Genomic DNA, 18,301 nt, shown 5'->3' with positions numbered 1-18,301 from the left:
CATGACGGACTCACTCCCGGCCTTTTTTGACCACAGCCGTCACACCCTGCGCGTCGACGATTTGAATGCCGACCTCGACGTACTGACGTTCACGGGCGAAGAACAGCTCAGCCAGCCATTCACCTACGTCATCGAGTTCACCTCGACGGTTCAGGATATAGGCGCCGGGCACATGCTTGGCAAAGAGGCGCAGTTCACGCTGCACACCGCGGCGCATCTGCTGCCCGGTGCGGCGCGCGGGTTGCCGCTGCCATCCACCGAGCCGCTGCGCACTGTTTGCGGCGTGGTCACGGGTTTCAAGTGCCTGTCAGCCTCCAAAGACGAGGCGCGTTACGAAGTCACGCTGGAACCGCGCATGGCGTTGCTGTCCCGCGGCCGTCAGTACCGGATCTACCAACAGAGGTCGGTGCCGGAGATTGTCGAGAGCATTCTGCGCAGTCGCCACGGCATGGAGGGGCAGGATTTCCGGTTCAACCTCGTTCGTGACTACCCTCGCCGAGAGCAAGTGATGCAGTTCGGTGAAAGCGATCTGGCGTTCATTTCACGGCTGCTGGCCGAGGTGGGCATCTGGTTTCGGTTCGCCCACGACGCCCGTCTCGATATTGATGTGATCGAATTTCACGACGACCAGCGCCACTACCAATGGCCTCAAATCAAGGTGCCGTATCGCTCGCCATCGGGGCTGGACAGCCATGATCAGGACGCCGTGTGGCAGTTGCAATCCGATCATTGCGTGGTGGAAAAGCACATTCACTTTCGTGCCTATGACCCACGGGATGCCAACGCCTGGCTCGACGGCGAAGTCGACCAGAGCCGCCGCGCCACCACCACCTATGGCGAGGCCTACCACTACGCCGAGCCCTACACCGTGCTCGGCGACGCACGGGATCTGGACGAGGACCTTGAGAGCGAAAGCGGCTTTTTCTATGCGCGCCTTCGCCACGAACGTTATCTCAATGCCCAGACGCGACTCAGCGGCGTCAGCAGCAGTGCGACCCTGGCGCTGGGGCAGATGCTCAGCGTCACCGGCGATCCCCCCCATGCGTTCGAACCCGGTGCGGTGATCACCGGCCTGAGTCTGCGCGCTGCCCGGGACCGCAGTTTCGAAGTCAGCTTCGTCGCCATTCCCTACAGCGAGAACGTTTGCTTCCGGCCGCCGGTGCCGCGCAAGCCACAGCTTGCCGGCACCGTTGCCGCCCGTGTGACCAGCGTCATCGCCAATGACCCCTACAGCCACATCGATAAGGAAGGTCGCTACAAGGTCAACTTCCTGTTCGACCGGGACAGCTGGGAAACCGGTGAAGAAAGCGCGTGGCTGCGGCTGGCCCGCGCCTACGCCGGCGACACCCACGGCCTGCACCTGCCGCTGATTGCCGGCACCGAAGTGGCCGTGGCCTTTGAGCACGGCGACCCCGACCGGCCCTACATCGCCCATGCCTTGCACGACGACCGGCACCCGGATCCGGTGACCCTGGCAGACCGGGACTTCACCCGCAACGTGCTGCGCACGCCGGCCAACAACAAACTGCGCATGGAAGACGAGCGCGGCAAAGAGCACGTCAAGCTCAGCACCGACCACAGTGGCAAGAGTCAGCTGAATCTGGGGCATCTGGTGGACGCGAGCAAGCAGAAGCGCGGCGAAGGCTTCGAACTGCGCACCGATGGCTGGGGGGCAATCCGCAGCGGCAAAGGGCTGTTCATCAGCGCCGATGAACAGGCCGGCGCCCAGGGCCAGCAACTTGAGATGGCAGCGGCGATTGCTCACCTGCAGCACGCGGTGGAGCAACTGCAAGGGCTGTCCCAGGATGCCCAGGCGAGCAGGGCCGAACCCGCTGCGGTTCAGGCGCAAATGGACCTGCTTGAACAGAACCTCGAACAGCTCAAATCCGCCGTGCTGTTGCTCAGCGCCCCCCAAGGCATTGCCCTCACCAGCGGCAAGCACCTGCAACTGGCGGCACACGACAACCTGATGCTCAACGCTGGCGGCGAAGCCGACATCGGCGTCGTCAAGCGAATGTTCATCGGCGTCGGCAAAGGCTTGAGCCTGTTCGTGCGCCAGTTGGGCATCAAGCTGATCGCCAATCAAGGGCCGGTCACCGTGCAGGCGCAGAACGACACGCTGGAGCTGCTGGCCCGGCAAGGCCTGAGCATCACCAGCACCGAAGACGAGATCCACATCGTCGCCAAGAAGAAGATCGTGCTGAACGCCGCAGGCAGTTACCTGACGCTGGAGCAGGGTCTCATCGAGTCGGGGACGGCGGGCGACCATCTCCTCAAGGCCGCGACTTTTCAGTTCCTCAAGGGCGGCGCGACCATGGCTGCCGACCATCCCGATTCCCCGAAACAGCTGACTCGTCAGCCTCTGCGCCTGAAGCTGGCCGCAGCGCCCAACCTTGGCGGCAGCTGGACTCACATGCCCTACAAGCTTTATGCCGATGGTGGGTTGATCAGCGAGGGCGTCATGGACACCAGCGGGCATGTCGAGGTTGATCATCAGCCGACGACGCAGGAATACCGGCTGGAAATGGCCAACGGCGTCAGCTACCGCATTCCCGCCGTGACCACCTACCGCCATCCCGAGCAGGGGAGGCTGGCCAATCAGGGCCTGCACCACCACCGTTCTGCGCCCGACACCCCGGTCAATCAACCCGCCTCGCACGCCGACCACCGCACGCAGTATGCCGCCGTGCTGAATAACACCGCCGATCAGGAAGAGGAGGCTCCATGACGCAGCCCGAAATTGTCGCGCCCGTATCGTTTCAAGAAACCGACACCGTGACTCTGACGCCCCCTTGGTTTGTGCAGGACTCTGAGTACCCGCCAGCTTTGACGACGTACATGCCGCTGGTAAACGGCGAAGAGACCTTTGGTGCCGTGCACCGTGCCATTGCAAGCGCGACACGTTCGGTTGATATCATTTGTTGGGGCTTTCAGCCGTCGATGTATTTCATTCGCAACGGGGGGAAGCACCCCAGCATCGGCGCGCTACTCATGGAAAAGGCCAAGGAGGGTGTAAAGGTACGCGTATTGGGCTGGGAGGCGCCGTTCAATACCGCAGGCATGGCGGGCGAAGCTAACCTTCCAGGCAAGGGGTTGCTTGCGCTCGACGATCGTAAAATGCAACACACCGCCGACGTCGAATACGGCTATGACCGTTATTGGTTCGCCAAGTGTGCCATTGCCGCTGGCCAGGCGCCCAAGCGCATCAGTGAACAATACCCGGCTTACGCCAGTCGCGGCTTCAGCCTGTTCGACCGCGCCGAGATCGTTCACCAGGCCCGGTATCACAGCGCCGATCCGAACCTGAGCGCCATCACGTTCGCAGCCCTCGGTATTGCCGTCACTCACCATCAGAAAACCGTGCTGGTGGACTATGAAGCCCCCGAACACGCGGTGGGTTTCGTCATGGGCCACAACACCCTCGACGAATATTGGGACACGGATCGGCACTCGGCGCTCAAGCGCGACAAAGCCAGTAAACCCGCGCCCAATGCCGGGCCTCGGGGTGACACGCCGCGTCAGGACATTTCCAGCCAGGTGGCCGGGCCGATCCTTGAGCACCTGCACCACAACTTCGCTACGGCCTGGTTCGACGCGACGGGCGAAGACCTGATGACCACCCGTGACGCCATGGCCCTGGGCAAGCGCCTGAAATGCCCGCCGAACGAGCAGCGGCACTTCGCCCAGATCCTGCGCACCCAGGCCCAGGAAGGCCGACGCGACATCGAGAAGCTTTACCTGCAAGCGGTGAACAACGCCACGGGCTTCATCTACATCGAAAACCAGTATTTTCGCTGGCCGCCTCTGGCCGAAATGATCAAGAAGGCCGCCCTCGCCCAGACCCAGGGCGGACGCGACCCCGGCAAGCACGGCGCATTGCACCTGTTCGTGATCACCAACGTGACCGACGACGGCATCGGTAAAGGCACGGTCAACACCCACCGCATGCTCGACAGCCTGGGGCGCGCCGACACCATGCCGAAAATCACCCAACTGCAACGCATCGAGGCAGCCAAGGCAAAAGCCGCCGCACAAGAGCAGGATCTGAGCGAACTGATCGCGGACCAGGCGACAACCCTCGCCACCGAGCTGTTGTCACTCTCGACGACACTGCTGACCGGGGGCGACAGCGCGATCAGCGAGAAGGCCCGCGAAAAGCGACGCGACGCCGAAAGCGCGGCGGCCTTCCGGATGGCTGTGCTCGAAGACCAGATCAAGGCCATCCAGCAAGAAGTGCTCAAGCCCGAGGAAATTCCCAATCTGAAAGTGCACATCTGCTCGCTGGTGGCGCCCGACTCACCTCCTGGCAACTGGATGCCGGTGTACATCCATTCCAAGTTGATGATCGTCGACGATGTCTTCACCACCCATGGCTCCGCCAACATCAACACCCGCAGCATGCAGGTGGACAGCGAATTGAACATTGCCCATGAGTGGGCCAGTGAGACTCAGGCGTTGAGGAGAAGGCTGTGGGATCTGCATACGGCGGGGAGGGGGATGCAGGATGAGCCCAAAGAGGCTTTTGATGCTTGGCAAAACATAATCAATAAAAACAAAGTTCGGAAGAGCGATAAGACGAAGGACAAACCCTACGCCCCCCTCGTCGAATTTCATTACGCCCCCGCCACGCTGACGAACCTCGACTGATGCGCCGATTAGTGCTGTTCGCCTGCCTGACTCTGACTGCCTGCGACAACGGCAACGGATTACAACCACCACCGGACAAGGACATCCAGATGAAGTCTCTCGCTGCAATCAAGGACAACCTGGCCTTCACTTGCAAACACGAAACGATCCCTTCGGCCAGTGCCGACAGCGATGTGTTGTTCCAGTACGCCCGTTGGTTGGAAAAGAACAACCAGCTCAAACAGGACCCTACTACCGAACTGGAGATTACCCGGCTGTACCGCATTGCTGCCGAGAACGGCCATGTTAAAGCCACTATCAACCTGCAGAACGGAAGCCTGCGCGGGAAATACAAACTGCGAGGTCACGAACACCTGCGCTTCAGTCAAGACCTGATCGATGCCAACGTGGCAACGGGTCACTACTTCGTGTCGCAGTTTTTAAAAAACGGTATCGCCGATCTCAAGCAGGACATGGAGATGTCGTTGCGCTATTTGCGTAAGGCCGCTGACGAAGGCAGTGCCCAAGCGCAATACGAAATTGGTGATGCGCTAGCGCCAAGCGACAGGGCGCCGGATGTCGCTCAACAGATGCGCCATTGCGCGGCTGAACAAGGACATGGAGCGGCCGCAAATATTTTAGGCGTCTACCTGCAAGACAACGGCAAATATAAAGAAGCGTTGGAAGTGCTCCAACTTGGTGTCGGCGCAGGCGACGCTAGTTCTGCCAGCCTTTTACGAAAAGGCTTCCGAGGGCCGGAAGCCACCGACGAACTGTATTACCTCGCTTTAAAGGAAGATAACGAGCGGGCCGACCGCTACCACAAAATCTGGAGCATACTTGCCGACTACTCCTACGCCCACCCCAAAGTCCCAGAAATCAACGACATCCTTCCGCTGCCCCCGGCCAAGCTGCCGCCGTGGGACGGCAAGCTGCAATGGCTGGAAGCTCGCGAAGCCAATGTCCCGCCTGAAAAGCCTTCGCCGGAGCTGATCCAGCGCCTGACCCAGGAGCTTAAACTCGACCCCGCCACCGGCAAGCCGATGCCGGGCGCCAAGGGCTTCAGCCAGGCAGACCTGTCGGCCGACCCATGCGTCGCCGGGACCAAGTGCCCGGTCAGCGGTTGGTGGCAGGTGGTCGTTCACCGAGAGCTGCACACCCCCAACGGCCAGCCGATTGTTCGTCATTTCGAGCAAGGCGACGTTTTCCCCGTCGAGCGCATGCGCTATTACCGTGACCGAATCTGGCCGCTGCCCGAGAGCCAACATGAAGGCCCGGTGCGGGTCTGGTGGAGGCTGGCATGAGGAACCGTGCTTGGGTTTTGTCATGCCTTTTGCTGGCAGGTTGCGATGCACCTCTCACGCAGCGCCCGCATAGCGCTGCGGTGCCGTCGCTCAGCGCAGTCCAGGAAAATCTGGCCTTCACTTGCAAACACGAAGCGCTACCTCTGGCGAGTCCTGACAGCGATGTGCTGTTCCAGTACGCCCGTTGGTTGGAAAAGAATAACCAGCTCAAACAAGACCCGACTACCGACCTGGAAATTACCCGGCTGTACCGGATCGCCGCCGAAAATGGGCACCCCAAGGCCACCATCAATCTGCAGAACGGCAGCCTGCGAGGGAAATACAAGCTGCGGGGTCACGAACACCTGCGCTTCAGTCAAGACCTGATCGATGCGAACGTAGCCACGGGTTACTACTTTGTGTCGGTGTTTCTAAAAAACGGTATCGCCGATCTGAAACAGGACATGGAGATGTCGCTGCGCTACCTGCGCAAGGCCGCCGACGAGGGCAGTGCGCAAGCCCAATATGAAATTGGTGATGCGCTGGCGCCGAGCAGCAGGGCGCCGGATGTAGCGCGACAGATGCGGCGTTGCGCAGCTGAGCAAGGGCACGGGCGGGCCGCCCGCGCGTTGGGCGTCGATTTGCAGACCAGGAAGCAATACCGTGAATCGCTGGAAGTATTTCAATTAGGAGTCGCTGCGGGGGATGACTCCTCCGCAGGACGTCTCGACGAGGGATTTGGAGGGGCTGAGCCGACCGACGAACTCTATTACATGGATCTGCAAAAGGACTTGGAACGCGCCGACCGCTACCACAAAATCTGGAGCATCCTTGCTGACTACTCCTACGCCCACCCCAAAGTCCCAGAAATTAACGACATCCTCCCGCTGCCCCCGGCCAAGCTGCCGCCGTGGGACGGCAAGCTGCAATGGCTGGAAGCCCGCGAAGCCAATGTCCCGCCCGAAAAACCATCGCCGGAGTTAATTCAGCGCCTGACCCAGGAGCTTAAACTCGACCCCGCCACCGGCAGGCCTTTGTCTCAATTGCTTCCCATGAACTAATCAACCAACTGAAAAAGGATTTCACATGAAAGGCATCATCCGCATCGGCGACACCACCACTGGCGGCGGCATCGTCAAAACCGGCTCTGACGCAATGATCTTCGAAGGCATTGGCGCAGCGCGCGTAGGCGACGTCGTCCTTTGCCCATTGCCAGGCCATGGCACCACCCGCATTGCCCAGGGCAACTCGGGCTGCAGCGATGACGGCGTGCCGATCGCGTTCCACGGCGACCTCTGTGAGTGTGGCTGCGCATTGATCACCTCGCTGCCGGAAGCCAGCGCCGGCTGACGAAGCATGATGTTTTTCAACACCCGAGACACCAAGACAAGGACATCTGTCATGAACAAGGACAACCCGACGCTGGCGTACTTCGATGCCGAGATGCGCTACCTGCGCGAAGCCGCTAAAGAGTATGCCGAGGCATTTCCCGACCGCGCCAGCGCATTGAACCTGGACAAGCCCGGGGCTCAGGATCCCGCCGTCGAACAGCTGTTCCAAGGCTTTGCGTTCCTGATGGGCCGACTGCGGGAAAAGCTCGACGACGACCTGCCGGAGCTAACTGAGGGCTTGGTCGGGCTGGTCAGGCCGCAGTACCTGCGCATGATTCCGTCGCTGTCGATCGTCGAGTTCTCGCCTGACATCCATGAAATGAAGACCAGCGAGACGATCCGCAAAGGCTTCGAGGTGCGCTCGCGACCTCTCGGCCCAGAGGATACTCGCTGCCGTTACACCACCACGCAGGACCTGACATTGCGCGCGCTGTCGCTCGATAGCGTGGAGGTCGGGCAGCAGGCGGATGGCCGCTCCGTGATCAGGCTGCGGTTCTCCCTGGGGAAGTTGGTGCTGGCGGACACGATGGACTTGAGCAGCCTGCCGTTGTACCTGAACGCCAGCGCGCCCGTGGCCAGCGCCTTGCACCAGGCGCTGGCGCTCAATGCCCGCAAGGTCTACCTGCGCAAGGGAAGCTCGGAACGCGAGGAGGTCGCTGTCAAATTCAGCCCCAAGGGTTTCGGTGACGAAGATCGACTCTGGCCTCATGCCGATGACCGTTCCAGCGGCTGCCCGTTATTGCTGGAGTATTTCAGCTTCCCCGAGAAATTCATGTTCCTCACGATCAAGGGCCTGGAGCAGGTGAAACTGGACGCCAACACAAAGGCGTTCGAGCTGGAGGTGGTGCTGGGTCAACCCTGGCCCCGCGGGTTTGCGCTCAGTGCCGAGCATGTTCGTCTTCACGCCGTGCCGGTCATTAACCTGTTTGCCCTGGAGGCAGACCCTCTGGCCCTCGACCCTTTGCAGACCGATTACCGCGTGCGGCCGGCGCATGTGGAGGATGCCGACACGGAAATCTATTCCGTGGACAGCGTTATCGCGGGCAAGCGTGCTGCGCGGCACGAGTATGTGCCCTTCACCCATTTTCAGCACAGGGGCGGCATGCTGCGTGATGACGCTCCGGAGCGATATTTCCATACCCGGCTCAAACCCGCGCCAGATGGGTCCCACGACACATGGCTGGTTCTGGGCGGCGACGGTTTCGAACAGGACCGCTTGAACCCGGCACACCGCCTGACGCTGCAGTTGACGGGCACCAACGGCCGGCTGCCACGAATGGCGTTGGCCGAGACGGTGCTGGACCAGCCTGCGCAGTCGGGTCGGCGGACATTGACGGTGCGCAACCTGTGCGCGCCGACCATGCCCTGTTACGCCCCTGACAAAGACCGTTTTCATTGGCGTGTCCTCAGTCACTTGGGCTCGAGTTTTCTGCCGCTGCTCGACAACGCCGAGGTCTTGCGCAATACGCTGGCGCTTTACGACTGGACCGACAGTGCGCCGAACCGGCGCCGGTTACAGTCGATCATCGAGGTTCGTCATCATCTGATCCAACGTTTTGAGGGCGGTTTTCTGCTGCGCGGTGTGGACATTGAAGTCACGCTGGATGCAGGCAATTTCGCGGGGGAAGGGGACATTTGCCTGTTTGGTGAACTGCTCAGCCGCTTCTTTGCGCAGTACGCCGACATTCATCTGTTCAACCAATTGACGTTGATCCTGCAACCGCAGGATAAACATTTGCGATGGAGTGAGAATCACAGCCAGCGAGTGCCTGGGTGAGCCGTCAATTCGCAAGCGCCGCCGCAGATTGCCTTGCATTAAGGCACTAGGCTGCAGCGCAGCACACTTAACCCAGTGGGAGCGAGCTGCTTGCGATGGAGGCCGGCAAGTCCGCTGACTATTTCAGCGCCTGGAATGCCGTATTCGCGAGCAAGCTCGCTCCCACAGGTTGTGTAATGCCCGAATGATCAAGTCGGCATAACACCTCTGCCGTGCTTACTCGTCATACCCCAGGTTCGGCGCCAGCCAGCGTTCGGTCACGCTCAAATCCTGCTGTTTACGCGCCGTGTAGCTTTCCACCTGATCTTTGTCCATCTTGCCGACGGCAAAGTACTGGGCCTGCGGGTGGGCGAAATACCAGCCGCTAACCGCCGCCGCCGGGAACATCGCGTAGTGCTCGGTGAGGAACACGCCGCTGACGCCGGGTTTGCCGTCGCCCTGGGCCGGGTCGAGGAGGTCGAACAGCACGCCTTTCTCGGTATGGTCCGGGCAAGCCGGGTAGCCGGGGGCAGGGCGGATGCCGGTGTATTGCTCCTTGATCAACTCGTCATTGCCCAACTGCTCGTCACGGGCGTAGCCCCAATATTCTTTGCGCACCTGCTGGTGCAGCCACTCGGCGCAGGCCTCGGCCAGCCGGTCCGCCAGGGCCTTGACCATGATCGCGTTGTAATCGTCGCCCTTGTCCTGATACGCCTTCGACACCTCTTCAGCGCCAATGCCGGCGGTGGTGATGAAGCCGCCGACGTAATCGGTGACGCCGCTGCCCTGGGGCGCCACGAAGTCGGCCAGGGAGAAATTCGGCTTGCCGTCGGTCTTGATGATCTGCTGGCGCAGATGATGGAGCTTGGCCAGTGGGGCGCCGTTGTCGTCGAGCAATTGAATGTCGTCGTGATCGACCTGATTGGCCGGCCAGAAGCCGAACACGGCGCGGCTGCGGATCAGCTTCTCGTCGATCAGTTTGCGCAGCAGCTCCTGGGCGTCCTTGAACAGCGAGGTGGCTGCTTCGCCCACCACTTCGTCGGTGAGGATGCGCGGGTACTTGCCGGCCAGGTCCCAGGAAATAAAGAACGGCGTCCAGTCGATGTAATCCACCAGCACGTTCAGGTCGATGTCTTCCAGCACCTTGACCCCGGTGAACGTCGGCTTCACAGGCTGGTAGGCGGCCCAGTCGAACTGCGGCTTCTTGGCGATGGCCGCGCCGTAGCTCAGGCGCTCGGTGCGGGCGCTGCGGGCGGACGTGCGCTCGCGCACTTCGACGTATTCGGCGCGGGTCTTCTCGATGAAGCCGGCTTTCAGCTCCTTGGACAGCAGCTGCGTCGCCACGCCCACGGCGCGGGAAGCGTCGGTGACGTAGATCACCGCGTCGTTGCTGTACTTGGGCTCGATCTTCACCGCCGTGTGCGCTTTGGACGTGGTCGCGCCGCCGATCATCAGCGGCAGGTGGAAGTCCTGACGCTGCATCTCACGGGCAACGTGGACCATCTCGTCCAGGGACGGCGTGATCAGGCCGGACAGCCCGATGATGTCGCACTTCTGCTCGCGGGCGACCTGCAGGATTTTCTCCGCCGGCACCATTACGCCGAGGTCGACGATGTCGTAGCCGTTGCAGCCCAGCACCACGCCGACGATGTTCTTGCCAATGTCGTGGACGTCGCCCTTGACCGTCGCCATGAGGATCTTGCCCTTGGCTTCGGGCTTGTCGCCTTTCTCCTCTTCAATGAAAGGGATCAAATGCGCCACGGCCTGTTTCATCACGCGGGCGGATTTAACCACTTGCGGCAGGAACATCTTGCCCGAGCCGAACAGGTCGCCAACCACGTTCATGCCGGCCATCAGCGGGCCTTCGATGACCTCGATGGGGCGCTTGAACGACTGGCGCGAGAGCTCGGTGTCTTCAACGATGTGCGTGGTGATGCCCTTGACCAGCGCGTGCTTGAGGCGCTCGTTGACCTCCCAGCCCCGCCACTCTTCGGTTTCCGCTTCCTTCACCGAGCCGTCGCCTTTGTACTGGTCGGCGAGGGCCAGCAGGGCGTCGGTGCCTTCCGGCGTTCGGTTGAGCACCACGTCTTCCACCGCGTCACGCAATTCCGCCGGGATCTGGTCGTAGATCTCCAACTGGCCGGCGTTGACGATGCCCATGGTCAGGCCGTTGCGGATCGCGTGCAGCAGGAACACCGAGTGAATCGCCTCACGCACCGGGTTGTTGCCGCGGAACGAGAACGACACGTTGGACACGCCGCCCGAGGTCAGCGCATACGGCAGCTCATCGCGGATGTAGGCGCAGGCATTGATGAAGTCCACGGCGTAGTTGTTGTGCTCTTCGATGCCGGTGGCAATGGCGAAGATGTTCGGGTCGAAGATGATGTCTTCCGGCGGGAAGCCGACTTCGTTGACCAGAATGTCGTAGGAGCGCTTGCAGATTTCCTTCTTGCGCGCCTCGGTGTCGGCCTGGCCGGCTTCGTCGAAAGCCATCACCACCACTGCCGCGCCGTAGCGCTTGCACAATTTGGCGTGATGAATGAACTGCTCGACGCCTTCTTTCATGCTGATCGAGTTGACGATGCCCTTGCCCTGGATGCACTTGAGGCCGGCTTCGATGACTTCCCATTTCGAGGAGTCGATCATGATCGGCACCCGGGAGATGTCGGGCTCGCCGGCAATCAGGTTGAGGAAGGTCACCATGGCCTTCTTCGAGTCCAGCATGCCCTCGTCCATATTGATGTCGATCACTTGGGCGCCGGCTTCGACCTGCTGCAGGGCGACTTCCAGCGCTTCGGTGTAGTTATCTTCACGAATCAGGCGGGCGAAGCGGGCAGAACCGGTGATGTTGGTGCGCTCGCCGACGTTGACGAACAGCGAGCTGCGATCAATGGTAAACGGCTCCAGACCGGACAGGCGGCAAGCCTTCGGGATCTCCGGAATCGGGCGCGGCGCATAGGGCGCAACGGCGTTGGCGATGGCCTTGATGTGCGCCGGCGTGGTGCCGCAGCAGCCGCCGACGATATTCAGGAAGCCGCTCTGGGCGAACTCTTCAACGACCTTGGCCATCTCTGCCGGGGCTTCGTCGTACTCGCCGAATTCGTTGGGCAGGCCGGCGTTCGGGTGCGCGGAGACATGGGTTTCAGCTTTATTGGACAGCTCTTCCAGGTACGGCCGCAGCTCGCTGGCGCCCAGCGCGCAGTTGAGGCCCACGGAGATCGGCTTGGCGTGGCGCACGGAGTTCCAGAACGCTTCGGTGGTCTGGCCGGAGAGGGTGCGGCCGGAGGCGTCGGTGATGGTCCCGGAAATCATGATCGGCAGCTCGAAGCCCAGCTCGTCGAACACGCCCTGAACGGCAAAAATCGCCGCTTTGGCGTTGAGGGTGTCGAAGATGGTTTCGATGAGGATCATGTCCGCACCGCCTTCGATCAGGCCTTTGGTCGCCTCGGTGTAGTTCTCCACCAGTTCGTCGAAGGTCACGTTGCGGTAGCCGGGGTTGTTGACGTCCGGCGACAGCGAGCAGGTGCGGCTGGTCGGGCCGAGCACGCCAGCGACGAAGCGCGGCTTGTCGGGGGTTTCGAGCGTCTTGGCGTCGGCGACCTGGCGGGCCAGGCGTGCGCCTTCCACGTTCAGTTCGTACACCAGCGCCTCCATGCCGTAGTCGGCCTGGGACACCTGGGTGGCGTTGAAGGTGTTGGTTTCGAGAATGTCGGCACCGGCGTCGAGGTACTCCTTCTCGATCGCGCCAATCACGTCGGGCCGGGTCAGGATCAACAGGTCGTTGTTGCCCTTGACGTCGCTCGGCCAGTCGGCGAAACGCTTGCCGCGGTAGTCTTCTTCCTCCAGCCGATAGCTCTGGATCATCGTGCCCATGCCGCCATCGAGGATCAGGATCCGCTGTTGAAGAGCCTGCTGGAGTGCTTGAAGACGCGCGCTGCGATCTGACATGAGGTTACCCGGATGAAAAAGTACGAAATAAGATGGCGCTGAAAGGTGCGAAATAATAGCAAACCTGCGCGGATTTAAATCATTCCGGGATTTACATGAATTATGTTCATGTTGGGGATCGTCGTCGGATCTGTAATCGCGTCCTACGTGCAAACCCATGGTTAGCGCGGAATGGCCCCACTGACACTGCCCCAAACGCTGAAACCCTTATAAAACATGGCGCGCAGCCATTATGCAGCCCGTCAGTGAAGCCGAACCTTTTTGCAACGTTTGAAGTCGGACGTTGGGAGTCGCTCTTCGGCACCCGCTCTTTTTGAGTGTGGGATTGAAGGTCAATCCAGACGAAGCAAGAGGTTGCAGATGTTGATTTCGGTTCAGGCCCTGCGGGCACTCGCCGCGTGGGCTGTTGTGTGTCACCACTTCATGCAGATTTTTTTCGACTTCCATCCGAGTGGGCCGGTCGGCCGTTTTTTCACTGAAAAAGGCGCGGTCGGCGTCGACGTCTTTTTCGTCATCAGCGGTCTGGTCATTTACCTTTCCACCGTGGACAAGGACATTCCCGCTGGCCGCTTCATGCTCAACCGGGTGATTCGCATCGTCCCCGCGTATTGGCTGTACACCCTGGTGATGGGCCTGCTTGTGGTCGTCGCTCAGCCGCTGTTGCCCCATCAGGTGGTCGACTGGCAGAGCTTCGTCTTGTCGCTGTTGTTTATCCCTTCGGAAAACCCTGGCGGTTACGGCCTCTATCCCACCCTGAACGTGGGCTGGACGCTGAATTACGAAATGTTGTTTTACGTGCTGTTCTCGATGGTCTTCTTGTTTCAGCAACGGCTGCGCCCACTGATCCTGGCGGCGGCACTGTTTGCCATTACCGACGTGCTGGGCCGCTCCGGGCTGGTCAGCCGGTTCTATGCCAATGACATCGTGTATGAGTTCCTGCTTGGCATCTTCGTGGGTGTGATGTACCGCCGGGGCTGGATCAGCGAAAGGCTGTGGTTGCCATTGATCGCAATCGGCGCTGCGCTGTTCACCATCGACCACCTGCAACCGGCGCCACGCATCATCAATTGGGGCCTGCCGAGCGCTGTGATCGTCGTCGCCTGCATCTCCCTCGAACCCTATCTGCGCAACTACCGCCTGCTGAAAACCATGGGCGACTGTTCGTACTCGGTTTACCTGCTCCACGTGCTGGTGCTCTATGCGGGATGGCTGGTGAGCGAGCGCTACGGCGTTAACCCTTACCTGGTCTTCGCCGTCTGCGTGCCGGTCATCGCGCTCGGGGCGTGGCTCAGTTATGAGTGGATCGAGAAGGGGCTGTACCGGCGCATGAAGGGCTGGCTGGACCAGAGAAGGGCGAGCAAGGAGGCGGCGCTGTCGTGACAGGCGCCGGGTAGTGGATGGGGCGCTTACCCGACTAAATTACTAGGGCTTTGTCAGGCGCAGTTGATTGGCGTAAACTGCGCCCCACGTCTGCGAGGAATTTTCATGACCGCTATTACGATTACCGATGCCGCCCACGATTACCTGGCTGATCTGCTGGAAAAGCAGAACACGCCCGGCATCGGCATCCGCGTGTTTATTACCCAGCCTGGCACCCAATACGCTGAAACCTGCATTGCCTATTGCAAGCCAGGCGAAGAGAAATCCGAAGACACGGCCATTGGCCTGAAAAGCTTCACCGCCTGGATCGACGCATTCAGCGAAGCGTTTCTGGACGATGCCGTGGTCGATTACGCCACCGACCGCATGGGCGGACAGTTGACCATCAAGGCGCCGAACGCCAAGGTGCCGATGGTCAACGCCGACAGCCCGATTAACGAACGCATTAATTACTACCTGCAGACCGAGATCAACCCGGGGCTCGCCAGCCACGGCGGTCAGGTGACCTTGATCGAGGTGGTGGAAGAGGATGCGGCCAATGTCGCCATTCTTCAGTTCGGCGGTGGTTGCCAGGGTTGCGGCCAAGCGGATGTGACGCTCAAGGAAGGCATCGAGCGCACCCTGCTGGAGCGCATACCCGAGCTGACCGGTGTGCGTGACGTGACTGACCACACCCAGAAAGAAAACGCGTATTACTGAGAAGTGATGGCGTGGCAAGCAAGCCCCGACGGGTTCGGGGCTTTTTTGTGGGCGCTCGCCAAGGTCCAGAGGCGCACGCTAGGGCCTGAACACATGGGCGTGGCCCGCGCGATACAGCGATGATTCGCTAAACACATCGTTGCCCAGCACCCGTCCCACCAGAATCAGCGCGGTGCGGCGGAACCCCTTGATCCGCACCTTTTCCTCGATGTCCGCCAGCGTGCCGGTGACCCAGTCCTGATCCGGCCAGCTGGCGCGGTGCACCACGGCAATCGGGCAATCGGCGCCGTAGTGCGGGGTCAGCTCGGCGACGATCTTGCCGAGGTTATTCACGCCCAGATGAATCGCCATGGTCGCCTGATGCTGCGCCAGATCACCGAGGGTTTCGCCTTCGGGCATGTCGGTTTTGTCGGCGTAGCGGGTCAGGATCACGCTCTGGGAAATGTCCGGCAGCGTCAGCTCCGTGCCAAGCAACGCAGCGCACGCCGCGGTGGCAGTGACGCCGGGAATGATTTCGAAGGGGATCTGCAGCTCGCGCAGGCAGCGGATCTGCTCGCCGATGGCGCCATACAGGCTCGGATCGCCCGAGTGAACACGCGCCACATCCTGGCCTTGCGCATGAGCGGATTTCATCAGATCGATGATCTGCTGAAGGTGCAATGGAGCGCTGTTGGTGACCTGGATCGCCTGATGCCCTTCCAGCACTGCTTCTGGCACCAGGGAGCCGGCGTAAATGATCACCGGGCAGGAGCGGATCAGCCGCTGGCCTTTGACAGTGATCAGGTCTGGATCGCCAGGGCCGGCGCCGATGAAAAAAACAGTCATGGAGTGTCCTGATTGGAATTCATTTGAGCACTGTTTGGATGGCTGTATGCGGTCCAGTGGGACCGGCTTTAGCCGGGAAGAGGCCAGCGTGTACACCCTCAAATTTGCAGCGTGGCGCCTGACGCTTTCCCGGCTAAAGCCGGTCCTACGAGGGTACGCGGTGTGTCCGTAGGACCGGCTTTAGCCGGGAAGGGGCCTGGATGTACACCCTCAAATTTGCAGCGTGACTATTAATGCCTTCCCGGCTAAAGCCGGTCCTACAAGGGTTGGCCGGTCCTATTAGATCGCGGTTGCCAGAGCAAATGTCGCATGGGGGCTTTTTCGGCGGGGGATGGCCAAGGTCGCGGGCGAGCCGGTCAACCGCGTCGCCATCGCCAACGCCGCGCTTTCCGCCACGCCGTAGCAGCCGGTGCGTTCAAAGGCGATGTCCGAGCGATGGCTCAGTTGGGACTCGTAAGTTGCCAGCTCACGGGCGCTGAAGAACCCGATCGTTAGGCCCAACCCACGACCCAGCTCCAGCAATCCTTCCTCATCCGACTTGTCGTCAATGGAGGCGATGGCGGCAACGTCTGCCAGCTCAAGACGACACTCCCGCAAACCATCCTCCATCAACAGCCGAAGCTCCAGCGCCGAACAGCCGCGCTGGCAGCCCAGACCGACCACCCACAGTGGCCGATCGCGCACTTCATTCACAGAGCAGGCTTCAAACCGACGTGCGTCGCGGTCGCTTCATTGCGCCGAAACAACCAGGCGCTGATCCAGCCCAGGGCAATCCAGAAAACCGCGTTGGTCAGCAGCGACGCAATCTTGAATTGCGCTTCAAGGGCTTCCGGGGCGAGTGCCGAATGCACCGCCGGCTGAGGGGCGCCGACGATATGCGGCACCACCAGAATCATTGCGCCGACAACCTTCAACAGCCAGTGCCGGGCAAACACCATCAACGCCAACCCTGCAGCCGTGGAGGCGGCAGTGCCCACCCACCAGATCTGCCGTTGGGTCAGGTCCGCCGCGACGGTACCGGGCAGTTCGGGCGGCAAGCCGAGGGTTGGCGCCAGCACAAACACGGCATAACCGGCCAATCCCCACAGCACGCCTTCGCGAGCACTCGTCGGCGTACGCAAGGTGTACAGCGCCGCCAGCATCAGCGCGAAACCGACCGCGACTACCAGATTGCCCCCCGTGGTGGACAGCACGCGCTGCCAGCCGTTTTCAGGCTCCCAGGCTTCGGCGTCATGGACGTGACCGGCCATCGCACCGTCGGTGTGCTCGTGCATCTCGGTAGCCGGGGCCTTTTCGTAGGTCTCCGCCTGCAGGATCAACGGCGCGACCGAGAAGCTCTGCAGCAGTGTCAACAACAGGGCGGCGAGCAGTCCGGTGAACCCGGCCGTTTGCGCAATTCGCTTGAACATGGCGGCAGGTCTCAATGGCAAGGGAAGGCGGAGCTGTGACGGGTGTCGTGTGCCGCGTTGTGCACCGCATCGATGTGGGAGAAACCGGCGAAGTACACCAGAAATGCGCCGAGAAACATCGCGCTGACGGCGGCAACAAGGCGCTGGCTCTGCGTGGCAGTCACGGCCGTTGTGGTGTTGGTGGTGCCGGACGTCTGGCGGGGTGTGCTGATGGACATGGCGCTTCCCTCTGAAGTGGTTTCAGCGGACGGAAAGGCGCAAAGACACCGCAGGCGAATGCCGGCAGTGCTCAACAGCGCCCGCCCACCGCGGGTTGTTATGGTGTGTTGTCGGGCCGGTCTCCGGGCTCGCGAGGGGCACATGCATCAGCCGTTACGGCCGTCGTGCCTTCAAGAATCGCCTTCCCATATCGCTGCCGACACAGTGGATCTGACTCTTCACTCGCTTACCGTTGCGGGGGCAGCACCGGACTGATACACACCCGAAGGTCTGCACGCACCGGTTTCCCGTTTCACCCTGTGAAGGGCACCCGTTACAAGGTGTGTAGGAGACCACGGGCTGTTTGGCTCGTCAATCGACCCTTCAGCCGATGGGTCAATCGATGCAGCGATCGGTGCGTCAATTGGCGCGGCACTCACTGCAAAGCGCGATTGACCGGCCTCCAGTCACTGCGTAGCCTTGCGCACTTGAGGTTCGCCGGCCGCTTTTATGAAAGCCACCGGCGCTAAGAAGGGAATGCGGTTTCAAGCCGCAGCTGCCCCCGCAACTGTAAACGGACAGGTTCATTGCACAGCCACTGCGCGAGCGGGAAGGCGCGATGAATGCCAGTCGCCTGACGATCCCTGTCAGTAACCGGCCGCCGTGAGCCAGGAGACCTGCCTCGAATCGGACCGCCTGCAAGCGGCCGAGGAATTCCACTACAACCGGGCGGGGTGATCCGGTGGCGAATTGAACCGCGCGCCTGCTTCGGCCGGCCCTGCGCTG

At 61.2% G+C, this 18,301-nt stretch carries 13 protein-coding genes and 2 riboswitches; of the genes, 8 read left to right on the top strand and 5 right to left on the bottom strand.

From position 1 onward, the window contains the following. Position 1 precedes the first annotated feature (1 nt). Genes FX982_RS21660 through tssF form a run of 6 tightly spaced genes read left to right on the top strand, consistent with a single transcriptional unit; the run spans position 2 to position 9,077 of the window. Complete coding sequence (locus FX982_RS21660) at positions 2-2,728, top strand: type VI secretion system Vgr family protein (protein WP_172612528.1); 2,727 nt, start codon at positions 2-4, stop codon at positions 2,726-2,728. Further along, positions 2,725-4,647, top strand: a complete 1,923-nt coding sequence (locus FX982_RS21655; RefSeq protein ID WP_172612527.1) for a phospholipase D-like domain-containing protein — start codon at positions 2,725-2,727, stop codon at positions 4,645-4,647. The genes FX982_RS21660 and FX982_RS21655 overlap by 4 nt, the downstream gene beginning before the upstream one ends. Continuing rightward, a complete protein-coding gene (locus tag FX982_RS21650; RefSeq protein WP_172612526.1) occupies positions 4,647-5,930 on the top strand; it encodes an SEL1-like repeat protein in 1,284 nt (427 codons plus the stop codon). The genes FX982_RS21655 and FX982_RS21650 overlap by 1 nt, the downstream gene beginning before the upstream one ends. Further along, entirely contained in the window at positions 5,927-6,970 is a 1,044-nt protein-coding gene (locus FX982_RS21645; protein WP_216843199.1) for an SEL1-like repeat protein, read from the top strand. The genes FX982_RS21650 and FX982_RS21645 overlap by 4 nt, the downstream gene beginning before the upstream one ends. Positions 6,971-6,995: 25 nt before the next feature. After that, complete coding sequence (locus FX982_RS21640) at positions 6,996-7,259, top strand: PAAR domain-containing protein (protein ID WP_172612525.1); 264 nt, start codon at positions 6,996-6,998, stop codon at positions 7,257-7,259. A gap of 51 nt (positions 7,260-7,310) precedes the next feature. Next, positions 7,311-9,077 (top strand): type VI secretion system baseplate subunit TssF, encoded by a 1,767-nt coding sequence (gene tssF / locus FX982_RS21635; protein WP_172612524.1) that lies wholly within the window; start codon positions 7,311-7,313, stop codon positions 9,075-9,077. A 216-nt stretch (positions 9,078-9,293) separates the two neighbouring features. On the opposite strand, the gene metH is transcribed toward tssF, so the two are convergent. Next, a complete protein-coding gene (metH, locus tag FX982_RS21630) occupies positions 9,294-13,004 on the bottom strand; it encodes a methionine synthase (protein ID WP_172612523.1) in 3,711 nt (1,236 codons plus the stop codon). A gap of 360 nt (positions 13,005-13,364) precedes the next feature. Here metH and FX982_RS21625 point away from each other — a divergent pair, with 360 nt between their 5' ends. Together FX982_RS21625 and nfuA are read left to right on the top strand one after the other, a co-directional pair. Then, positions 13,365-14,384, top strand: coding sequence for an acyltransferase family protein (locus FX982_RS21625; protein ID WP_122538500.1), 1,020 nt, complete (start codon positions 13,365-13,367; stop codon positions 14,382-14,384). Positions 14,385-14,489: 105 nt separating this feature from the next. Next, complete coding sequence (gene nfuA, locus FX982_RS21620) at positions 14,490-15,083, top strand: Fe-S biogenesis protein NfuA (RefSeq protein WP_172612522.1); 594 nt, start codon at positions 14,490-14,492, stop codon at positions 15,081-15,083. Between the two features lie 78 nt (positions 15,084-15,161). Here nfuA and cobM read toward each other — a convergent pair whose 3' ends face one another. From cobM to FX982_RS21600, 4 genes are all read right to left on the bottom strand, one after another. Then, entirely contained in the window at positions 15,162-15,908 is a 747-nt protein-coding gene (gene cobM, locus FX982_RS21615) for a precorrin-4 C(11)-methyltransferase (RefSeq protein ID WP_172612521.1), read from the bottom strand. A 279-nt stretch (positions 15,909-16,187) separates the two neighbouring features. Beyond that, entirely contained in the window at positions 16,188-16,601 is a 414-nt protein-coding gene (locus FX982_RS21610) for a cobalamin biosynthesis protein (RefSeq protein WP_438826292.1), read from the bottom strand. Then, complete coding sequence (locus FX982_RS21605) at positions 16,598-17,317, bottom strand: CbtA family protein (protein WP_172612520.1); 720 nt, start codon at positions 17,315-17,317, stop codon at positions 16,598-16,600. The genes FX982_RS21610 and FX982_RS21605 overlap by 4 nt, the downstream gene beginning before the upstream one ends. An 11-nt stretch (positions 17,318-17,328) precedes the next feature. Next, entirely contained in the window at positions 17,329-17,535 is a 207-nt protein-coding gene (locus FX982_RS21600; RefSeq protein WP_172612519.1) for a CbtB domain-containing protein, read from the bottom strand. A gap of 97 nt (positions 17,536-17,632) precedes the next feature. After that, positions 17,633-17,865: riboswitch (cobalamin riboswitch) on the bottom strand. A 124-nt stretch (positions 17,866-17,989) separates the two neighbouring features. Continuing rightward, positions 17,990-18,214, top strand: a riboswitch (cobalamin riboswitch). Positions 18,215-18,301: the final 87 nt, after the last annotated feature.

It is taken from the genome of Pseudomonas graminis, assembly GCF_013201545.1.
Classification (GTDB): Bacteria; Pseudomonadota; Gammaproteobacteria; order Pseudomonadales; family Pseudomonadaceae; genus Aquipseudomonas.
This window is presented reverse-complemented; position numbering and strand designations above follow the sequence as displayed.